The organism is Burkholderia sp. AW49-1, from assembly GCF_053427845.1.
On the sequence record NZ_JBSAXF010000016.1, the window covers coordinates 113,254 to 134,485 of the forward strand.

At 67.5% G+C, this 21,232-nt stretch carries 16 protein-coding genes; 6 read left to right on the forward strand and 10 right to left on the reverse strand.

The genetic code is table 11. The features are described 5' to 3' along the window. Positions 1 to 229: 229 nt before the first annotated feature. The 5 genes from ACV22W_RS22845 to hpnI all read right to left on the reverse strand — a co-directional run bounded on the left by ACV22W_RS22845 (position 230) and on the right by hpnI (position 5,583). Positions 230 to 787: a hypothetical protein gene (locus ACV22W_RS22845; protein ID WP_059815955.1), complete on the reverse strand. Its 558-nt coding sequence runs from the start codon at positions 785 to 787 to the stop codon at positions 230 to 232. A gap of 87 nt (positions 788 to 874) precedes the next feature. Next, complete coding sequence (locus ACV22W_RS22850; protein WP_448021928.1) at positions 875 to 1,915, reverse strand: lysylphosphatidylglycerol synthase domain-containing protein; 1,041 nt, start codon at positions 1,913 to 1,915, stop codon at positions 875 to 877. Further along, a complete protein-coding gene (gene hpnK, locus ACV22W_RS22855) occupies positions 1,912 to 2,796 on the reverse strand; it encodes a hopanoid biosynthesis-associated protein HpnK (RefSeq protein ID WP_448021929.1) in 885 nt (294 codons plus the stop codon). The genes ACV22W_RS22850 and hpnK overlap by 4 nt, the downstream gene beginning before the upstream one ends. 3 nt (positions 2,797 to 2,799) lie before the next feature. Then, a complete protein-coding gene (gene hpnJ / locus ACV22W_RS22860) occupies positions 2,800 to 4,242 on the reverse strand; it encodes a hopanoid biosynthesis associated radical SAM protein HpnJ (RefSeq protein WP_306426965.1) in 1,443 nt (480 codons plus the stop codon). Between the two features lie 165 nt (positions 4,243 to 4,407). Beyond that, a complete protein-coding gene (gene hpnI / locus ACV22W_RS22865) occupies positions 4,408 to 5,583 on the reverse strand; it encodes a bacteriohopanetetrol glucosamine biosynthesis glycosyltransferase HpnI (RefSeq protein ID WP_448021930.1) in 1,176 nt (391 codons plus the stop codon). A gap of 640 nt (positions 5,584 to 6,223) precedes the next feature. On the opposite strand from hpnI, the gene ACV22W_RS22870 reads away from it, so the two are divergent. Then, the gene (locus tag ACV22W_RS22870) at positions 6,224 to 7,222 is read left to right on the forward strand and encodes an LLM class flavin-dependent oxidoreductase (protein ID WP_448021932.1); all 999 of its coding nucleotides are present in this window, start codon (positions 6,224 to 6,226) and stop codon (positions 7,220 to 7,222) included. A 25-nt stretch (positions 7,223 to 7,247) separates the two neighbouring features. Here the strand turns inward: ACV22W_RS22870 and ACV22W_RS22875 are convergent, their stop codons facing one another. Continuing rightward, positions 7,248 to 8,309, reverse strand: a complete 1,062-nt coding sequence (locus ACV22W_RS22875) for an alpha/beta fold hydrolase (protein WP_448021934.1) — start codon at positions 8,307 to 8,309, stop codon at positions 7,248 to 7,250. A gap of 174 nt (positions 8,310 to 8,483) precedes the next feature. On the opposite strand from ACV22W_RS22875, the gene pdxY reads away from it, so the two are divergent. The 3 genes from pdxY to ACV22W_RS22890 all read left to right on the forward strand — a co-directional run bounded on the left by pdxY (position 8,484) and on the right by ACV22W_RS22890 (position 13,406). Then, positions 8,484 to 9,344, forward strand: coding sequence for a pyridoxal kinase PdxY (pdxY, locus tag ACV22W_RS22880; protein WP_059447657.1), 861 nt, complete (start codon positions 8,484 to 8,486; stop codon positions 9,342 to 9,344). Positions 9,345 to 9,739: 395 nt separating this feature from the next. After that, entirely contained in the window at positions 9,740 to 11,884 is a 2,145-nt protein-coding gene (locus ACV22W_RS22885; RefSeq protein WP_448021936.1) for a phosphocholine-specific phospholipase C, read from the forward strand. A 373-nt stretch (positions 11,885 to 12,257) separates the two neighbouring features. Further along, the gene (locus ACV22W_RS22890; RefSeq protein ID WP_448021938.1) at positions 12,258 to 13,406 is read left to right on the forward strand and encodes a branched-chain amino acid ABC transporter substrate-binding protein; all 1,149 of its coding nucleotides are present in this window, start codon (positions 12,258 to 12,260) and stop codon (positions 13,404 to 13,406) included. A 203-nt stretch (positions 13,407 to 13,609) separates the two neighbouring features. On the opposite strand, the gene ACV22W_RS22895 is transcribed toward ACV22W_RS22890, so the two are convergent. Continuing rightward, positions 13,610 to 14,371 carry a FadR/GntR family transcriptional regulator gene (locus tag ACV22W_RS22895; RefSeq protein ID WP_448021939.1) on the reverse strand — a complete coding sequence of 254 codons (762 nt, stop codon included), beginning with the start codon at positions 14,369 to 14,371 and terminating at the stop codon, positions 13,610 to 13,612. A 425-nt stretch (positions 14,372 to 14,796) separates the two neighbouring features. On the opposite strand from ACV22W_RS22895, the gene gudD reads away from it, so the two are divergent. Then, positions 14,797 to 16,149: a glucarate dehydratase gene (gene gudD / locus ACV22W_RS22900; RefSeq protein WP_448021941.1), complete on the forward strand. Its 1,353-nt coding sequence runs from the start codon at positions 14,797 to 14,799 to the stop codon at positions 16,147 to 16,149. Between the two features lie 70 nt (positions 16,150 to 16,219). Here gudD and ACV22W_RS22905 read toward each other — a convergent pair whose 3' ends face one another. From ACV22W_RS22905 to ACV22W_RS22915, 3 genes are all read right to left on the reverse strand, one after another. Further along, positions 16,220 to 16,684 (reverse strand): DUF2214 family protein, encoded by a 465-nt coding sequence (locus ACV22W_RS22905; protein WP_448021942.1) that lies wholly within the window; start codon positions 16,682 to 16,684, stop codon positions 16,220 to 16,222. Between the two features lie 37 nt (positions 16,685 to 16,721). Next, a complete protein-coding gene (locus ACV22W_RS22910; protein WP_448021944.1) occupies positions 16,722 to 17,522 on the reverse strand; it encodes a hypothetical protein in 801 nt (266 codons plus the stop codon). Positions 17,523 to 17,758: 236 nt separating this feature from the next. Beyond that, positions 17,759 to 18,823, reverse strand: a complete 1,065-nt coding sequence (locus tag ACV22W_RS22915) for a glycosyltransferase family 4 protein (RefSeq protein WP_059523676.1) — start codon at positions 18,821 to 18,823, stop codon at positions 17,759 to 17,761. Between the two features lie 564 nt (positions 18,824 to 19,387). Between ACV22W_RS22915 and ACV22W_RS22920 the strand changes: the two genes are divergently transcribed. Next, positions 19,388 to 21,217 carry an ABC transporter ATP-binding protein gene (locus ACV22W_RS22920; protein ID WP_448021946.1) on the forward strand — a complete coding sequence of 610 codons (1,830 nt, stop codon included), beginning with the start codon at positions 19,388 to 19,390 and terminating at the stop codon, positions 21,215 to 21,217. Positions 21,218 to 21,232 lie beyond the last annotated feature (15 nt).

The window sequence follows — 21,232 nt, forward strand, 5'->3', positions numbered from 1 at the left end:
TACCTTCCCGCGCCGGGCTGACGCGGATAGTCGCAAGCGAAATTGATTGCCTCAAATCACCGTGCGCGTGATTGCTGCGTCGCAGCAATTCGTCGCACCATTTGCAGGCAAGACCTACGCCACTGTTTCAAAAGGAAAAAAGCCGCTTCCTGACAGTCGGATGACACGCAGGGAAGCGGACTTTTTGCAATTTTCCGGTCGCTTTTTCGATATAGCGCCGCGGGTGGTCTCACCGCCCCTTCAGGATGTCGGAGCGCGAAGTCGTATAGACAAGCCCGTCCGGGCCGAAATGAACGTTGAAGAATGCGTCGGTGTTCACGCCGTCCTCGAGCCACCGCCAGCTCCACACGATCTCGGGCTTCAGCGGGTACTGCGCGATGTCGCCCGGCTTGCCGAGCAGGCGCCGCACCTCGTCCTCGGTCATCCCCGGGCGCACCTTCGCGAAGTTCTCGGCGGTCAGCACCTGCGTCGCGCCCGTGTAATGCCCGCTCGCGTCGAGGTCGACGAACCAGGTCTGGTTGCCCATCGGGCCGCGCGGATATTCGAGGCGCTTCGAGCCGTCGGTGAACGCGCGCTCGGTCTCGGGCTTGCCCATCGTGGCGCGCACGTCGGCTTCGGTCGATACGCCGGCCTTCAGCCCCTTGAGCAGCAGCGGCGCCGGCTTGATCGCGTTGAAGAAGTCCCTGATACGTTGCACGTCGAGATTGCCTTGCTTGTCGTCGCAGCCGGTCAGCGCCAGCGCGGCGGCCAGCATCGTCACGGGAAGCAGCCGGAAACGGAAAATCATCGGAAGAAATGCGCGTCGAGAAAACACGCGGCAAGGATACCCGTGCAACGCCAAAAGCGCGAGACGGGCGCGCGGCCCGTCTCGTGTTCAGTGCATCGTTTCGGTTTGCGCCTCGGCCTCGCGGCTCGCCTGCGGGGTGCGCGCCCCGGCCGGCACCGCCTTGATCCGTCGGCGCGTGCGCACCAGTTCGGCCAGCTGCCACGAACCTAGCGCCAGGCAGCCGAACAGCACCTCGCGGCCGCGCTTGACCAGCGCGAGCGACAGCGCCGTCTCGCGATCGACGCCGAACATCTGCGCGAGCAGCACGACGGTCGCCTCCTGCACGCCGAGGCCGCCCGGCACCATGAACGCCGCATGCCGCACGGCCTGCGTCATCGCCTCGATCGCGATCGCGCCGCCGATCGATACCGGGTGGCCGAGCAGCGCGAGCGCCCAGTAGATTTCGAGCGCGCCGAGCACGTAGCCGGACAACTGCCAGAAGAACGCGCTGAACAGCAGCGCCGTGCGCGACATCAGTGCGTCGATGTCGCCGTCGAGACGGCGGCCGTCGACGCCCTGCAGCAACCGGTGCGAATCGCCGAGCAGACGCCCCGCGAACCGCTCGATCGCATGGAAGATCCCGCCGCGACGCATCAGCACGACGCCGAGCACCGGCAGCGGCAGCGTCAGCAGCAGCGCGAGGCCGATCGTGCCGCCGCCCATGTCGTGCGTCGTCGCGAGCAGCAGCACGAGGCCGAGCGCGGCGAATGCATACTGGACGACGATCGTAACCAGCACCTCGACGATCACCGACGCGGTCACGCGGCTCGCGTCGGGCACCTGCCAGCGCGCCATCCGGATCCCGACCAGCTCGCCGCCGATCCCGACCACCGGCAGCAGCCGGTTCACGGCTTCGCGCACGGTCGCGACCCACCAAAGGAACGACAGCGACGCGCGCCGGTCGAGCAGCTGGTGCCACGCATATGCGTCGAGCAGCAGCGGCAGCGCATGGAACGGCACGAGCCACAGCAGCGCGAAACCGGCGCGCTCGAGCATCTGCGTCACGTCGCCGATGCCTTCGTGCAAACCGAGCGCGAGCAGGATGCCGATGCCGATCGGCCAGCCGAGCCATTTGATCCATTTGGTCATGACGGCTGCGCCCCCGCTTCGCGCGACGCTCGCGTGCCGCGCCGCGCCGCGGGCTGGCCGAACACGTCCGCAAAACCGCCGGTCGCGACGCCCGCGGCCTTCAGCGCGGCCGCGACGCGCGGCGACAGCAGCGCGTCCAGCTCGTCGACCGGACGGTAATCGGCCATCGTCGGCGTGATCGGGCCGTCGCCCGCTTCCGCCGGATGACAGTAGATCTCGCCGACGCCGGGCGGCAGCGCCGCGAGCGCGTCGAGCAGCACGGCCTCGTCCATGGCGCCCGTATGCTCGATTCCGACCACATAGTCGTTATGCGCAAGCCCCGCGCGGTCGAGCCGCGCGCGCACCAGCGCGATCCACGGCTTGAGCAGCGCGGGCGCGCTCGTTTCGTACGGCAACCGCACCGCGCGCAGCCCGTAGTCGCGGCCGATCTCGATGATCATCGACAGCACGGTCGGATGCAGATGGAAATGCTTGTGCGCGTTCACGTGGTCGAGCGGCAGGCCGCTCGCCGCGAACGCATCGAACTGCGCGCGGATCTCGCGGCGCAGCTGCGCACGCACGTGCGGCAGGAAGAAGAAGCGGCAGCCGTCCTTCGCCATCGCATCGCCGAACCGCCCGTCGGGGCCGACGAGCGCGGGTATTTCATGCGCGGGCAGCGTGGCCGGCCCGTCCGCGAGCACGAGATGCAGGCCGACCGCGAGCGACGGCAGCCGCCGCGCGCGTTCGATCGCATCCTGCGCCGCGGGCGCACCGACCATCAGGCTCGCGGCGTTCAGCACGCCGTCGCGATGCGCGCGCTCGACCGCCGCGTTGACGCGCGGGTGCAGCCCGAAGTCGTCCGCGGTGAAGATCAGCGCCCGCGCCGCCCGCTGCGTCGTCACGAATCAGGCCTCGTGCGCGCGCAGGAAGCGGAAGAACTCGACGCCTTCGCGCAGACGGCGCTTCATCATGTCCCAGCTCGTCAGCATCTCGCGGACGATCTCCCAGATCTTCGACGGACGGAAGTAGAACTGGCGATAGAACTGCTCGAGGTGGTGATAGATCTCGTCGCGCGATAGGTGCGCATAGCCGATCGCCGCCAGCTGCACGCCTTCCTTGCTCACCAGGTTGATGGTCTTGTTCTCTTCCATCCAGCCGTTTTCCACGGCCTGCTTGTAGAGCGTCGTGCCCGGATACGGCGCGGCGAGCGACACCTGGATCGTATGCGGATTGATTTCCTTCGCGTACTCGATCGTCTTCTTGATGGTTTCCTGCGTCTCGCCCGGCAGGCCGAGAATGAAGGTGCCGTGGATCTTGATGCCGAGCTTCTTGCAGTCCGCGCTGAAGCGGCGCGCGAAATCGGTGCGCACGCCCTTCTTGATGTTCACGAGGATCTGGTCGTCGCCGGATTCGAAGCCGACCAGCAACAGGCGCAGGCCGTTTTCCTTCATGACCTTCAGCGTCTTGTACGGCACGTTCGCCTTCGCGTTGCACGACCACGTCATGCCGAGCTTGCCCAGACCGATGGCGATGGCTTCGGCGCGCGGCAGGTCATCGGTGAAGGTGTCGTCGTCGAACATCAGTTCCTTCACTTCCGGCATGTTGTCGCGGATCCACTTCGCTTCGGCGAGCACGTTCTCGACCGAGCGCGTGCGGTAGCGATGGCCGCTGACCGTCTGCGGCCACAGGCAGAACGTGCAGCGCGACTTGCAGCCGCGGCCCGTATAAATCGACACGTACGGGTAATTCAGGTAGCCGATGAAGTAGTTGTCGATCTTCAGGTCGCGCTTGTAGACGGGCGCGACGAACGGCAGTTCGTCCATGTTCTCGAGGATCGGACGCGCTTCGTTGTGCTCGATCGAGCCGTCCTTCGCGCGCCAGCTCAAGCCCTTGATCTCGGGGAACGGCTTGCCTTCGGCGATTTCCTTGCAGGTGTAGTCGAATTCCTCGCGGCACACGAAGTCGATCGCCTCGCTCGCCGTGAGCGAGTTGTGCGGATCGACCATCACCTTCGCGCCCACCATGCCGACCAGCATCGACGGCTTCATCTTCTTGAGATCCTGCGCGAACATCGCGTCGGTCGGGAACGACGGCGTGCTCGTGTGGATGATCACGAGGTCGTAGTCGTTCGCGATCTTCAGCGTCTCTTCGACCGACAGGCCGTCGGCCGGCGCGTCGACGACGCGGCTGCCCGGCACGAGCGCGGCCGGCTGTGCAAGCCACGTCGGGTACCAGAAGGAACGGATTTCGCGCTTCGCCTGGTAGCGCGAGCCGGCTCCGCCGTCGAAGCCGTCATACGAAGGGGCCTGCAAGAACAGCGTTTTCATGAATGCTCCGGTAGCCTGCATAGTTCGATTCGTTTCAACGATTCAGTCAATCAACCGCGGGCCGCCCTGCCGGCGCCCGCCTCTCTGTCATGTCGCGTCGCGCGGCGTTGCCGCGCGGCGCGTCTCGGCCTTCGGGCCGGATTCGATCGGGGCCAGGCGCATGGCCGGCTCCCCCGGGGAAGATCCTCAGCGGCCGTCCCCGCCTTCCACTGCCGCCGTCGCGCGTTCGCCGCCGACGACCGTCATCCTCGCGCCACGCCACACGACGTGCGTGCCGAACGCGGCCGCGAGCCATTCGAGCGCCAGCAGCGTGTCGCGCACCGCGACGAGCGGCAGATCGCGCCAGAACGCGCGCCAGCCGTCCTCGCCGCGCGCGTGCAGCACGAGCCGCCCGAACGCGCCGACGACGGCCGCGCCACCCGCCAGCGGGCCGGCGACGGTGCCATCGAGACGTAGTGCCAGTGCCGCGCCGATCACGAGCCACGGTACGGTAAACGTGATGAACAGAAACGCGAAGCCGGTCGGATTCAGCGAACGGATCGTGCGCAGCCAGCGCGTCTCGCGGTGCCACAGCGGCCCGAACGACGGCTCGATCACGTCGGTCGCGACCTCGACCTCGGACAGCACGGTGCGCCGCCCGAGGCGGCGCGGCAGCTCGGCGAGCCAGAAATCGTCGGCCAGTTCGTCCTTCAGCGCGATGAAGCCGCCGATCCGGTCGAGCGTGTCGCGCGTCAGCGCGAGCGTCGCGCCGAAGCCGAAGCGGCTCGAGCGGCCGAGGTGCGTGATCCGTACCGACGGCGCGAACCACGCGTCGACGAACTGCGCACCGATGCGCGTCCAGAATCCGCCGACGCTGCGCGCATGATACAGGCACGTGACGACCCCGACTGACGCGTCGGCGAGTGGCGCCGTCACGCGCTCCAGGTAATCCGGCTTCACCGCGATGTCGCTGTCCGCGATCACGATGCGGCCATACTTCGCGCGCTCGGCCAGATTGATCAGGTTGCTGACCTTCAGGTTCTTGCCGTGCACGCGCGCGTCGATCACGAGCGTGATGTCGCATTCCGGATAATCGCCCCGCAGCCGCTCGACCACGGCGATGGCGGGATCGGCCGCCGACGCGACCCCGAACAGCACTTCATGGCGCGGGTGGCGCTGCTCGCAGAAGGTCGCGAGGTTCTCGTACAGGTGCGGCTCCGCGCCGCACAGCGGCTTGAGCACGCTGACGGGCTCGAAGCCGTCGCGCGCGGCGGTGCGTGGCGTGCGCGGACGCGGCGCGAACGCGGCGACGAGCGCATAGCCGGCCGCGGCCAGCGTGAACACGGTCAGGAGCCAGTCCAGCAACGTGACGGCGGGCGTCATGCTCGACGCCCTCGGGTAACGCGCGCGCCCTGCCGATCGATCGAACCGGGTTGAACGTGATTGGATATTCCGACAGCAACGAACGCGGGCACGACCCGACTCCTTGTTCCAGCAGCGTCTGTGTAATGGGGAGGCACGGCCCGTTCCCCGAAGGCGGCCATGCCCGGCTTCGCGTGGCGTGTCCTCGCGCGATGCCCGGACGGGATGCGGGAAGATTCGAATGGCTACCATCGGCACAACATGGGCAGGCGCCGGATTTTATCAGCCCGCGCCGCCCCGCGCTCGGACGCCACGTGAAACGGACTGGTGCGATTTCGGCAAAGCTGTGCGACCGAGGAACCATTCTGGTACCACCTCGTTCACGTTAGCGTAAGCGCTTTGCAGGCATATTGCAGTCTTGAAAATCAACCGTTTCGTGGAAATTTGTACGTCGATGCGAAGACATGTCCAATCGCGGTAAAGTTTGGTAATTATTCGGCGATTAGGCTTATTTTTGCAACAATCGCCGAGCCTCACCTTGCACCCCTGAAAGGCTCATGGGTATCCGCGCGTCGCCAGCGCGTTCCGGAACCCTTTGGCAAAATCGTCGGCATCTGTTGCGCATGCGCATCACCGCGCCCCTCCCCTTCGAAGGCCACCGATGATTCCGTTTTCCGTACTCGATCTCGCCCCCATTCCCGCCGGCGCCGACGCCGCCCAGGCGTTCCGCAACACAGTCGATCTCGCGCAGCACGCGGAGCGCCTCGGCTACCGGCGCTACTGGCTCGCCGAACATCACAACATGCCCGGCATCGCGAGCGCGGCGACCGCCGTCGTGATCGGTCATGTGGCGGGCGCGACGAAGACGATCCGCGTCGGCTCGGGCGGGATCATGCTGCCGAACCATGCGCCGCTCGTGATCGCCGAGCAGTTCGGCACGCTCGCATCGCTGTATCCGGGGCGCATCGACCTCGGGCTCGGCCGTGCGCCCGGCACCGACCAGACCACGTCGCGCGCGCTGCGCCGCGACCTGATCGGCAGCGCCGACTCGTTTCCGGACGACGTCGCCGAGCTGCAGCGCTACTTCGCGGAACCGGTGCCCGGCCAGCGCGTGCGCGCGGTGCCCGGCGCGGGGCTGGACGTACCCGTGTGGCTGCTGGGTTCGAGCCTCTTCAGCGCGCAGCTCGCCGCGATGCTCGGGCTGCCGTTCGCATTCGCGTCGCACTTCGCGCCGGACTATCTGATGCGCGCGCTCGAGCTTTATCGCGCGCAGTACCGGCCGTCGGCCGCGTGGCCGAAACCGCATGCGATGGTCGGGGTCAACGTGTTCGCGGCCGATACCGATGACGAGGCGCGGCGCCTCTTCACGTCGCTGCAGCAGCAGTTCATCAACCTGCGCCGCGGCACGCCGGGCAAGCTGCCGCCGCCCGTCGACGCGCTCGAGGCGAGCGAGTTCGAACTCGCGAACGTCGCGCACGCGCTGTCGTTCGCGGCCGTCGGCTCGCGCGACACGGTGCGCGACAAGCTGCGCGACCGGATCGCGCAGACGGGCGCGGACGAGGTCATCGTCACCGCACAGATCTACGATCACGCCGCGCGGGTGCGCTCGTTCGAGCTGGCGGCACAGATCCGCGACGAACTCGCGAACGAAACCCGCTGACCGCGCGGGTGCGCCCGCGCAGGCGTCACTGCGGGTGCACCGCCTCCATCCCTTCGAGCAGCGCCTTGTGGAATGCGTCCGGGTCCTGGATCTGCGGCGCGTGCCCGAGCGCCGGGAATTCGACGAGCTGCGCGCCGGGAATCACCGCCTGCGTGCGTTTCGCGAGCTCCGGGTAACGGCCGAGCTTCGCGTGCACCTCGGGCGGCGCCACGTCCTTGCCGATCGCGGTCGTGTCCTTGTCGCCGATCAGCAGCAGCGTCGGCACTCGGATCGCGCCGAGTTCGTAGACCACCGGCTGCGTGAGGATCATGTCGTAGATCAGCGCGGAGTTCCACGCGACCGCGTCGCGGCCCGGGCCGCGATACATGCCGGCGAGCATCTGCACCCAGCGCTCGTATGCCGGCGCCCATTTGCCCGCGTAGTAGGTCGCCTGCTCGTAGCGGCGGATGCCGTCCGCCGTCGTCTTCTGCTCGCGTGCATACCAGTAGTCGACCGACAGCGGCGGCACGCCGAGCGCCTTCCAGTCCTCGAGGCCGATCGGGTTCACCAGCACGAGTTGCTCGGTCGCCTTCGGATACATCAGCGCGTAGCGCATCGCGAGCATCCCGCCCGTCGAATGGCCGACGATCGTCGCCGACTTCACGCCGATCGACTCGAGCAGCGCATGCGTGTTGCGCGCGAGCTGCTGGAAGCTGAACTGGTAACGCTCGGGCTTCGACGATTTGCAGAAGCCGATCTGGTCCGGCGCGATCACGCGATAGCCGGCGCGGCTCAGCACACCGATCGTGTCCTCCCACGTCGCCGCGCAGAAGTTCTTCCCGTGCAGCAACACGATGGTGCGACCGTTCGGGTGCGCCGGCTGCACATCCATGTACATCATTTCGAGGGTTTCGCGCTGGGACACGAACGCGTAGCGGTGCACCGGCTCCGGATAGGCAAAGCCTTCCAGGCGGGGGCCGTACGCGGGCCCGTCGTTACCGGCCGGCGCCGGGACAGCGGCCGCGGCTGGCGTCGCGCATGCGGCAGCGACACCCGCGCCGAGCACGGCGGCGCGCGCGAGGGACAACATCTTGCGAATCGAAGGCATGGCGATCACGGTAATGGGAAATGCACGCGGGCAGCCAGGCGGCTGCGCGCCCCGCGATTCTACGCGGTCAAGCTGACGACGGCGCGCAACACTCGATGACCGAGCGACTTCCGCGCACGCGACGATCTCGGGTATCGTGTGACGTGACCCTGAAACGCCTGCAGGCGAACGCTCATGAAAAACGTCCTCAGCATTCAGTCGCACGTCATCTACGGACATGCCGGCAACAGCGCGGCCGTGTTCCCGATGCAGCGCCTCGGCGTCAACGTCTGGCCGCTCAACACCGTCCAGCTGTCGAATCACATGCAGTACGGCCACTGGGCCGGCAGCGCGATCGACGCCGCGAAGATGGAGCAGCTCGTCGACGGGGTCGCCGCGATCGGCGCGCTCAAGCGCTGCGACGCGGTGCTGTCCGGCTTCGTCGGCTCGCCGGCGCAGGCGCGCGCGACGGTCGAGATCGTGCGCTCGGTGAAGGCGATGAACCCGAACGCGTGGTACTTCTGCGATCCGGCGCTGGGCCAGACGGGCGGCATCCGGCCCGAGCCCGGTGTCGAGGAATTCATCGTCCAGGAGATGCCGGCGCTCGCGGACGGCATGTCGCCGAACCACACCGAGCTGCAGAAGCTCGCCGGGCGACGCATCGAGACCGTCGCCGAAGCCGTCGACGCCTGCCGCGCGCTGATCCGCCGCGGCCCGAAGATCATCCTCGTCAAGCACCTGCACGACCGTAACAGCCCGGCCGACCGCTTCAACATGCTCGCCGTCACCGAGACCGAAGCGTGGATCGGCCAGCGCCCGCTGTATGCGTTTCCTCGCCATCCGGTCGGCGTCGGCGACCTCACCAGCGCCATCTTCGTCGCGCGCCGGCTGCGCGGCGACTCGGTGCGCGCCGCGTTCGAACACACGCTTGCGGCCGTGCACGCGGTCGTGAAGGCGACCTACGACGCGCGCCGCTACGAGCTCGAACTCGTCGCCGCGCAGGATGAAATCGCGCGCCCGAGCGAATGGTTCGGCGCGTGGGTGACGGACGCCTGACGCCGCCGCATCCGCGTCGCGGGCGCGCGTCACCTGCTGTTCTGCTGTTCTGCTGTTCTGCTGTTCTGCTGTTCTGCTGTTCTGCTGTTCTGCTGTTCTGCTGTTCTGCTGTTCTGCTGTTCTGCTGTTCTGCTGTTCTGCTGTTCTGCTGTTCTGCTGTTCTGCTATCCGCTTTCCCGCTGTCCGCATCCCCGTTTCCCGTGCATCACGACCGTCGGCCGTCGTCCGTTCAATGCCGCGCGTGCAAACGTTTCCGGACTTCACATGAATGACACCGAATACTCGCTATGCTCGCGGCGGCACGACTGGCGCAGCCGCATCCTGCGCCGCGGACGCGCCCGTTATTTCCCGCATTTCCCGCCAACCGGCTCCCCCTTTAACGCACGATAACGACCATGACCCGATCGAACCGTCGTGACTTCCTGCGCGTCGCCGCCGGCACTGCCGGCGCCGCCGCGCTGAACCTGTTCCCGCCCGTGATCCGCGATGCGCTCGCCATTCCCGCGAACCGCCGTACCGGCACGATCCGCGACATCGAACACATCGTGATCCTGATGCAGGAGAATCGCTCGTTCGACCATTACTTCGGCACGATGCGCGGTGTCCGCGGCTTCGGCGACCCACGCCCGCTGCGTCTCGCGAACGGCAAGTCGGTGTTCCACCAGCCGGTCGGCCCGGCCGAGCTGCTGCCGTTCCACCCGGGCGCCGACAAGCTCGGCCTGCAGTTCCTGCAGGACCTGCCGCACGGCTGGCAGGACATGCATGCCGCGTGGAACAAGGGCCGCTACGACCAGTGGGTGCCGAACAAGGGCACCACGACGATGGCGTACCTGAAGCGCGACGACATCCCGTTCCACTATCAGCTCGCCGACGCGTTCACGATCTGCGACGCGTACCACTGCGCGATCCCCAGCTCGACCGACCCGAACCGCTACTACATGTGGACCGGCTACGTCGGCAACGACGGCACGGGAGGCGGCCCTGTGCTCGGCAACGAGGAAAAGGGCTACGGCTGGACGACCTATCCGGAAGTGCTCGAGCAGGCCGGCGTGTCGTGGAAGATCTACCAGGACGTCGGCACGGGGCTCGACGCGAACGGCTCGTGGGGCTGGACGCAGAACCCGTACATCGGCAACTACGGCGACAACGCGCTGCTCTACTTCAACCAGTACCGCAGCGCGCTGCCCGGCACGCCGCTGTACGAAAAGGCGCGCACCGGCACCAACATCAGCGCCGGCGGCACGCTGTTCGACGTGCTGCAGCAGGACGTGAAGAACGGCACGCTGCCGCAAGTGTCGTGGATCTGCGCGCCGGAAGCCTACTCGGAGCACCCGAACTGGCCGGCGAACTACGGCGCGTGGTACATCGAGCAGGTGCTGAAGGCGCTCGTGTCGAATCCCGACGTGTGGAGCAAGACCGCACTCTTCATCACCTACGACGAGAACGACGGCTTCTTCGACCACGTGCAGCCGCCGTTCGCACCGCAGTCGCGCGACAACGGGTTGTCGACGGTCGCGACGACCAACGAGGTGTTCGCCGGCGACGCATCGCACATGGCCGGCCCGTATGGGCTCGGGCCACGTGTGCCGATGCTGGTGGTGTCGCCGTGGACCAAGGGCGGCTGGGTCTGCTCGCAAACCTTCGATCATACGTCGCTACTGCAATTCATCGAAGCGCGCTTCGGCACGCAGTACGCGGTCACCGCGGCGAACGTGTCGCCGTGGCGCCGCACGGTGTGCGGCAACCTGACGTCCGCGTTCGACTTCGCGACGCCCGACGCAAGCTGGCCGCAGCTCCCGGACACGAGCGGCTACGCGCCGCCCGACCGCAACCGTCACCCCGACTACATCCCGGTGCCGCCGGTCGTCCAGCATCTGCCGAAGCAGGAGGCCGGCCTGCGTCCGGCGCGTGCGCTGCCGTACGAACTGTTCGTGCACGGCCGGATCGACAACGCGAGCGGCCAGTTTCGGCTGACCTTCGCGAACACCGGCACCGCGGGCGCGGCGTTCCAGGTTCAGGCGCGCAATCGCGTCGACGGCCCGTGGACCTACACGGTCGACGCCGGCAAGCGGCTTTCCGACACGTGGAGCCCGGCACCGTCGCTCGGCCTGTACGACCTCGACGTGTACGGCCCGAACGGCTTCTATTGCCACTTCCGCAGCCCCGCCGCGTTGGCGGTCGGCGCCGCGAGCGTCAACCCCGAGGTAATCTACGGCTACGACGTCGCGAACGGCAACATCACGCTGCGCCTGATGAACCGCGGCCACAAAACCGTGCGGCTCAAGGTGACGAACGCATACGGCCACGGCCACGCGCGTGAGTTCGACCTCAAGCCGGGCACGCACGTCGACGACTACTGGGACCTGCGCGGCAGCAACGGCTGGTACGACCTGACCGTCAGCGACGGCAAGCCGCTCGGCTTCCAGCGCCGCTTCGCGGGTCACGTCGAGACCGGCCGCCCGAGCACCAGCGACCCGGCCATCCGCACGACCGCGGCGCACGACGACGCCGAAGCCGCATCGGACGCGCTGTCCGACTGACGGCTCTCATGACACGGCGCGGCCCCGGCGGGCCGCGCCGTGTTCGAACTCCGCACCGCCGCCCGCCTCCCCGCCCGTCGCGCTCGCGACGGGAAACTCCCGATACCGGCCGTCCGCGCTCGCGTGGAAGCTATGCGCAAATCCGCACCGAATGCGCGGCAAATTGCCAAGACCCGCACATATCGGCGACCTATATATCGAGGCGATCGGGGCTCCTCGCAGAGCCTGACGGGAGATTCTTCCGGGAAGCATCAGCATGCCGACCTCCCCGCCCGATTCCGAGAAGCGGTCGAACCGCCCGCCCGTCGCACGCGCCCGGCCCGCCGGCTGCGTGCGGTATCCACCCGCTGGTGTAAGAACAAGAGGAACGAACATGAAATTCCGTCATTCCCTGTTGTCGGTATCGGTCGTATCCGCGGTAGCTCTCCTCTCGCAACAGGCCGCTCAGGCGGCCGACTCGACCGACGTCAAGGTCGGCTTCGCCGCGCCGCTTACCGGCGTGAACGCCGGTTACGGCAAGGATCTCCAGAACGGCGTGCAGCTCGCGCTCGACGATGCGGCCGCGCAGAAGATCCAGATCGCCGGCAAGCCCGCGCACTTCAATCTCGTCGTGCAGGACGACCAGGCCGACCCGCGCATCGGCGTGCAGGCCGCCCAGGCGCTCGTCGACCAGAACGTGTCGGTGGTGGTCGGCCACTTCAACTCCGGCACGACGATTCCGGCGTCGGTGGTCTACGACAAGGCCGGCATCCCGGTGATCGACCCGGCCGCGACCAATCCGACGCTCACGTCGCGCGGGCTCGCGAACATGTTCATGGTGATCGCGACCGACGGCCAGAACGCCGGCAACGCGGGCAAGTACGCCGTGGACGTGACCAAGGCGAAGCGCATCGCGATCATCGACGACCGCACCGCATTCGGCCAAGGCGAGGCCGACGAGTTCGAGAAGGCCGTGAAGGCGGCCGGCGGCAACATCATCGGCCGCGAGTTCACCAGCAACCAGGCGGTCGACTTCCGCGCGCAGATCACGAGCCTGAAGGGCAAGAACCCCGACCTGATCTTCTTCGGCGGTCTCGACTCGCTCGCCGCGAACTTCATCAAGCAGATGCGCCAGCTCGGGCTGAACGCGCAGTTCGTCGGCGGCGGCGGCGTGAAGGACAACGAGTTCATCAAGATCGCCGGCCCGGCCGCGGAAGGCGCGATGGCGTGGGAATACGGTCGGCCGCTCGACGAGCTGCCGCAGGGCAAGGATTTCGAGCAGAGGTTCAAGAAGCGCTTCGGCGTCGACGTGCTGTCGTATGCGCAGTTCGGCTACGACGCGGCGTGGGCGGCGATCAAGGCGATGCAGGCGGTCAACTCGACCGATCCGAAGGTCTATCGCCCGGCCCTGAAGAAAGTCGACTTCGAAGGTGTCACCGGCCGCATCTCGTTCGCGAGCGACGGCTCGCTGAAGAGCGGGATGTCGACGCTGTATCAGGTGAAGAGCGGTGCGTGGAAGACCATCGTGACGAAGGGAGGCTGATCGAGCGGGATTGGCGGCCTGGACAGCCGGGCCGCCGGCGCGCGGGGGCGGTGGCGGGAACGTCGCCCCGCCTTCACACGCGCGATGCAGGCACCGGCGGCGGACAGGTGCCGGCAATGAAATGACCGGCGCAGGCGCGCCGCCCTCATACGATGACTGATGTTTTGGTGATATTGGCCCGCTGCAATGCACGGGCCGTCTCGTCAGCCGGCCTGCGTGTCGCGTTCCGCCTCGGCCGCCTCGTGCGCACGGCGCAGCCGCTCGCGGCTGTTGGTCAGGTGCGTGCGCATCGCGGCACGCGCGGCTTCCGGGTCGTGACGCGCGATCGCCTCGTAAATGTCTTCATGCTCGTGATTGAGCCGGCCGACGTAGCGCTCGAGGTCGTCGCCGGCGAAGCGCGCCGAATTCACGCGCGTGCGCGGAATGATCGACGCGCCGAGCTGCGTCATGATGTCGACGAAGTAGCGGTTGCCGGTGGACTGCGCGATCTGCAGGTGGAACTGGAAATCGAGCTGGGCCGTGTCGCGGCCGCCGCCCGCCCCCGACGCGATCGCGTCGAGCGCGCGCCGCAGCGCGCCGAGGTCGGTATCGTTCGCGCGCTGCGCCGCGAGGCTCGCGCATTCGCTTTCAAGGCTGATGCGCAGCTCGAGCACGGCCAGCACGTCGCGCAGCGTCGTGATGGTCGCGGGATCGATGCCGAGCGTCTGGCGGCGCGTCGGTTCGAGCACGAAGCTGCCGATGCCGTGGCGCGTCTCGATGAGGCCGCTCGCCTGCATCCGCGAGATCGCTTCGCGCACGACCGTGCGGCTGACGCCCTGCGCCGCCATGACTTCGGTTTCGGTCGGCAGCTTGTCGCCGGGACGCAGCGTGCCGTTTTCGATCTGCGCGGTCAGCGCGTCGACGACATCTTGTGCGAGGCTGCGTGCGCGACGGCGCGGCGCTGCGGGAAGCGTGGGCACGGACATGAGGCCGGTTCCTTTTTGAATGATCGTAATGTGAGCCGAGGGTTTACGCGGGGTTTGAGCGAACGCCGATGATTCATTATACTGCGTCACAAGTCATCCGACGACTGATGATCGAGCCACGGATCTCCTGTCGACCGAGGCCGGCGTACAAGCACCTGCCAGGTCCCGTGGTTCGCGATCGGCCGACATTCGCGCTTCTGCGCGGCTGCCGGCGCCCGGTTTCACGGTCGACCGAAGCGCGCATCCGCGCTTGTTCCGGTCTGCCGTGACACAGGCATCGAGCGGGTCGCCCCCACCCTTTCGGGTTGCTGTCGACATGCGGGGCTTGCGCGCCGCGCACGTCGGTTGTCGAATGATCGCACCTCCCGCCGCGCGCGGCAAAGCTTTTGCCGCACGGCATTGCCCACTCTTTCGCCATCGCCGCCATGAACGCCGTCACTGCCTCGCCTTCCCACGACACGCCGCGCATCGTCGACCTGCAAGCCATTCCGGTCGCCGGCCACGACAGCATGCTGCTCAACCTGAGCGGTGCGCACGGCCCGTTCTTCACCCGCAACCTCGTGATCCTGAAGGACAGCTCGGGCCGCACCGGCGTCGGCGAGGTGCCGGGCGGCGAAAGCATCCGCCGCACGCTCGAGGATGCGCGCGCGCTCGTGGTCGGTCAGCCGGTCGGCAACTACCATGCGGTGCTCAACGACGTGCGGCGCACCTTTGCCGACCGCGACGCGAGCGGCCGCGGCCTGCAGACCTTCGACCTGCGCACCACGATCCACGCGGTCACTGCGCTCGAGGCCGCGCTGCTCGACCTGCTCGGCCAGCATCTCGGCGTGCCCGTGGCCGCCCTGCTCGGCGAGGGACAGCAGCGCGAGCGCGTCGAGATGCTCGGCTACCTGTTCTACGTCGGCGACCGCACGCAAACCGCGCTGCCCTACCGCGACGGCCGCGGCGCGACCGACGACTGGACGGGCGTACGCGACCAGGCGGCATTGACCCCCGAGGCAGTCGTGCGCCTCGCCGAAGCCGCGCATGCGCGCTACGGGTTCAACGACTTCAAGCTGAAGGGCGGTGTGTTCGAAGGCGCACGCGAGATCGAAGCCGTGACGGCGCTCGCCGAGCGCTTCCCCGAAGCACGCGTGACGCTCGATCCGAACGGCGCGTGGTCGCTCGACGAGGCCGTGCAGCTGTGCCGCGACCTGCATCACGTGCTCGCGTATGCGGAAGATCCGTGCGGTGCGGAAAACGGCTACTCGGGCCGCGAGGTGATGGCCGAATTCCGCCGCTCGACCGGGCTGCCGACGGCGACCAACATGATCGCGACCGACTGGCGGCAGATGGGTCATGCGGTGCAGCTGCAGGCGGTCGACATCCCGCTCGCCGACCCGCACTTCTGGACGATGCAGGGCTCGGTGCGCGTAGCGCAGATGTGCCGCGACTGGGGCCTCACGTGGGGCTCGCATTCGAACAACCACTTCGACGTGTCGCTCGCGATGTTCACGCACGTCGCGGCCGCCGCGCCCGGTCAGGTCACTGCGATCGACACGCACTGGATCTGGCAGGACGGCGAACGGCTGACGCGCGAGCCGCTGAAGATCGAGAACGGGCTCGTGGAAGTGCCGAAGCGTCCGGGTCTCGGCATCGACATCGACATGGATGCGGTCGCGGTCGCGCACGAGCTGTACAAGCAGCACGGGCTCGGCGCGCGCGACGATGCAGCCGCGATGCAGTATCTGATTCCGGGGTGGACGTTCAACAACAAGCGCCCCTGCCTCGTGCGCTGAGCGCGGGACGAGACGGGCGGCGAGTCCGCCCGGTCGAAAGGCCTAGCCGGCCGCACCTGCCCGGCCAGGCCTAGCCAGCCGCCCCGATCCCCCGCGCCATTCCCGACGCGGCGAACACGATGACCATGACGAGCACTGCCTGCCAGTGCCCGATCCGCACGTAGGTGCGTGCGCGGCCCAGATCGGGCATCTGCTGTTGCCGCGCGGCGATGCGCCAGCGGATCAGCCCGAGCATCGGCACGATCTCGAGCAGCAGGATCAGCACGAGCGCGGTCATCTTGAGGTGAAAGAGCGGCTCGTGAAGGTAATACGCGGCGCCCTTCTCGAAGCCGCCGAACGCGCGCGTGAGCCCCGTCGCGATCAGCACCAGCGCGGACAAACCCCAGGCCGCGTCGGCCTTGAACACGCCGGGCAGGTCGGCGGCCTGCGCCGACGCGATGAGCCGGCGCAGCGCGCGGTTGCGCCCCGCGATCGCGGCGAACGCGACGCCGAACGCCATCAGGTGGACGGCTGCCAGCAACCAGCGAACGATCATTGCGCCTCCTTGTCGCCCGCGCGCCGCGCAGGCCTTGTCAGACGATCTGCTTGAGCGCGGCGTCGAGCGCGAGCACCGCCACGCGGTCGCCCTCGGTCGCGAGCGGCGCACGCATCACGATCTGCCGGTTATGACCGACGGCCGCCGGCGAATCCCACAGCAGTTCCACCTTCGGCCGCCGAAACAGACTGCCGCGACGCGGCGGCACGGCGGCCGCCTGCGCATCCTGCTCGACCGCCGCGGACGCGCCCCGGCCGGGCCAGCGCACCGACAGTTCGCGCGCGTCGTACTGGCCGACCTTGCGGCTCTCCATCCAGACGATCGCGGTACGCGTGAGCGTATCGAGCGAGATCGCGTAGCGGCCGACCGCGAAGCGGCGCGCGGCCACGTTGGTGCGCCACAGCGGCCGCGGGCGGCACATCCACACGATCGCCGCATACAGCGCCGGCGCGGCGACGAGCCAGCCGTTGGTCGCCGTCACCGCGTGCAGCGCACGGCGCCAGCCGGCCGCCCACGCGAACGCGCCGATGGACCACACGGCAAACAGGAAACCGATCAGCGCGAAGACCCGCAGCGCCTGTCGCAGCCACTGCGGCAGCGGATGAAACGGCCGCTCGGCGCGCGCGACGGCGCCCGGCAGCGCGAGCAGAAGAAAGATCAGCACGAGATAGACGAACGCCCACGGCGACGACACCATCGCCGACAGCGACGCGCGATAGCCCATCTGGGACATCGAGAACAGCCAGCGCGCGAGCAGCACGAGACCGATCGCGCGCAACGCGAAGATCACGCCGGCGCCGGGGGCCGGTGCTGCGCGCGTGGTTTTCGATCTCGCCAAGACTGCTCTCCTCTCGATGTTCGTGCGGGGCCGGATTTCGCGGCACGGCCATTATAGGGACATTACCGTCTGGACAGACGGCCGGATGGCGTGCCGGACCGCTTCCGGGGCCGTTCGCGGCGCCGGGCGCGGCGAGAATACAACAGATCGGCGCCGCAGATGTGACAACGCCCCGCCGGGGACCCGGACGGGGCGTCGATGACGGTGTCAGCCGCAATGCGGCCGGCACTCCGGCATCAGCTTGCGTTGACTTCGCGCAGCACCGTGCGGCGCTTCTGGCGCAGCAGTTCCTCGTAGCCCTTCACGTAGTTCTGCGCCATCACCTTCGACGAGAAACGTGCTTCGAACGCGGCGCGCACCTTCTCGCGCGGCAGCGTATCGAGGCGCTTGAGCGCCGCGACGGCCGACAGCTCGTCTTCGACGACGAAGCCCGACACGCCGTTTTCGATCACTTCCGGCACCGAACCGCGCTTGAATGCGATCACCGGCGTGCCGCAGGCCATCGCCTCGATCATCACCAGACCGAACGGCTCCGGCCAGTCGATCGGGAACAGCAGCGCGTGCGCGTTGCCCAGGAATTCGGTCTTTTCCGACTCGCTGATTTCGCCGATGTACTCGACGTGCGGCAGCGCGAACAGCGGCTTGATCTTCTCTTCGTAGTACGCGCGGTCCGCCTTGTCGAGCTTCGCGGCGATCTTGATCGGCAGGCCGGCCTGCTCGGCGATGCGAATCGCGGTGTCGACACGCTTCTCCGGCGAGATGCGGCCGAGGAACGCGAGGTAGCTCGGCTTCACGTTCGGGATCGGCGTCAGCAGGTTTTCCGGCAGGCCGTGATACACGGTCGACAGCCAGTTGGCCTGCGGCAGCGGGATGCGCTGGTTGTCGGAGATTGACACGACCGGCACGTCACTGAACGCGTTGAAGATCGGCTGCAGTTCCGGCAGGTCGAGACGGCCGTGCATCGTCGTCAGATGCGGGACCGGCTGGCGCGAGAACAGCGAGAACGGGTAGTAGTCGATGTGGCAGTGCAGGACGTCGAACTCTTCCGCACGACGGCGCACCTGCTCGAGCAGCAGCATGTGCGGGGCCATCACGTCACGGATCGTCGGGTCGAGGCGCAGCGCCTGCGGCCAGCACGCTTCGAGCTTCGCCGACGTTTGCGAATCGCCGCTCGCGAAGAGCGTGACGTCATGCCCCATCTCGACCAGAGCTTCGGTGAGGTAGGACACCACTCGCTCGGTACCACCGTACAGTTTCGGGGGCACCGCTTCGTGCAACGGAGCGATTTGGGCGATTCGCATGCGTAACTCCTAAAAAATCGGCTAAAAACCAGGTATGGGTCGGCAACCTGCCGGCGGTCCGGGCTGGATGCATTTCGTCCGAAAATCCGACGAATCAGCCTGCCGGGGGCGTCGAACCCGCGCTGCTCGAGGAGCGTCGGCGACGCGACAGGCATAGAACGTTTGAAACGAAGACCCGTTGACAGGGGTTCGTAAAAAAACCTGGAATCGAACCCGGAGCCGATTATCTAGGGGTAATCCCGATACGGCGCACAACATTTCAAATACTTTACTTTGTTACAAAGGTGCAACACTTTGCAACCCGCGGACTTGGGCGTCCGTTCTAGAGTGGAAGGCCCTTTTGGCGTTCCGGGTCATCCCCCCGCCGTCGGCAGCGCGATTCCGGCGCATGCGGCGGGACAGGATGCCGGATTTTATCTCAAAATTGATCGCGCGCCCCTGACCAAGGCAAGATTCGCGCAGCGCAATGCACGGCCTTGTTTACAATGCCGGATTATTCAGTCCGGGCGACCGTCGGCTGCGATCCAGCGATCCGCTCAATCACCGAATCACCGCACGCATATTTTGGAATCTCTCACCCCTGCCCAGCGCAACGCCCACAACGCGAAGCTGTCGAGCTACGCGCATCGGCCGATCGCGTTCCTGTTCCGCTACATCCGCCTGCATCCCGTCGCGCACCTGGTCGTGCTCTGCAGCGTGCTGGCCGCCGTCGGCTGCGCGCTCGGCTCGCAATATGCGATCAAACACCTGATCGACGTGCTTGCGGCCGGGCGTCATCATCCTGGCCCGTTGTGGAGCGCGTTCGCGCTGCTCGTCGGGCTGATCGCGGCCGACAACCTGCTGTGGCGCGTCGGCGGCTGGGTCGCGGCGCACACGTTCGTCGCAGTCACGGGCGACCTGCGGCGGGACCTGTTCCAGTACCTGATCGGCCATTCGCCGACGTACTACTCGGAAAAGCAACCGGGCACGCTCGCGAGCCGCATCACCGCCACGTCGAACGCCGTCTATACGTCGGAGAACACGATGGCGTGGAACGTGCTCCCACCGTGCATCGCGGTGATGGGCGCGATCCTGATGATCATCGTCGTCAACCCGCTGATGGCCGCCGGCCTGCTCGGCTGTTCGGCGGTGCTCTCGGTCGTGCTGTTCAAGCTCGCCGGGCGCGGTTCCGCGCGCCATCACGCGTTCGCGTCGAAGGCCGCCGCGGTCGACGGCGAGCTCGTCGACGTGATCGGCAACATGGGCCTCGTGCGTGCGTTCGGGATGACGCTGCGCGAACAGAAGCGTTTCGGCGCGACGGTGAAGGCCGAGATGGACGCGCGCCAGCAAAGCCTGCTCTATCTCGAGAAGCTGCGCCTGCTGCACGCGGTGATCACCGCGATGCTGTCCGCCGGCCTGCTCGGCTGGGCGCTGTGGCTGTGGGACCAGGGCCGCGCAACCTCCGGCGACATCGTGCTCGTCAGCTCGCTCGGCTTCACGATCCTGCACGGCACGCGCGATCTGGCGGTCGCGCTCGTCGACGTCACGCAGCACGTGGCACGCCTGTCCGAAGCTGTGAAAACGCTGCTCGAGCCACACGGGATGCCGGACCGCTCCGATGCGCAACCGCTGTCGGCCAAGGGCGGGCGCGTCGATTTCGAACGCGTGACGTTCGCGTATCCGCACCGCCGCGCGATCCTCGATCACTTCGATCTCCATATCGAACCGGGCCAGCGCGTCGGCCTGATCGGCAAGTCGGGCGCCGGCAAGTCGACCGTGCTCGCGCTGCTGCAGCGCTTCTACGACACGCAGGACGGCGCCGTGAAGGTCGACGGGCAGGACGTGAAGGCGATCACGCAGGACAGCCTGCGGCACGCGATCGCGCTCGTGCCGCAGGACATCTCGCTGCTGCATCGGACCATCTACGACAACATCGCATACGGCCGGCCCGAAGCGACTCGCGACGAAGTGCTCGCCGCCGCGCGCGACGCCCGCTGTTCGGAGTTCATCGAGGCGATGCCGGAAGGCTATGACACGATCGTCGGCGACCGCGGCGTGAAGCTGTCGGGCGGCCAGCGCCAGCGTATCGCGATCGCCCGCGCGATCCTGAAGAACGCGCCGATCCTGCTGCTCGACGAAGCGACGTCCGCGCTCGACAGCGCATCCGAGGAAGCGATCCAGAGCGCGCTCGACCGCCTGATGGTCGGCCGCACCGTGATCGCGATCGCGCACCGGCTGTCGACGCTGCGCAACTTCGACCGGATCATCGTGATGAGCAACGGCAAGGTGATCGACGACGGCAGCCCCGACGTGCTGCGCAACCGTCCGGGCCTGTACCGCGACCTGCTCGCGAAGCAGCACGGCCGCCATCACGCGCCCGACGGCACCGCACCGACCGGCGAACGCGTGGCCTGACGCCGCGCCACGCAG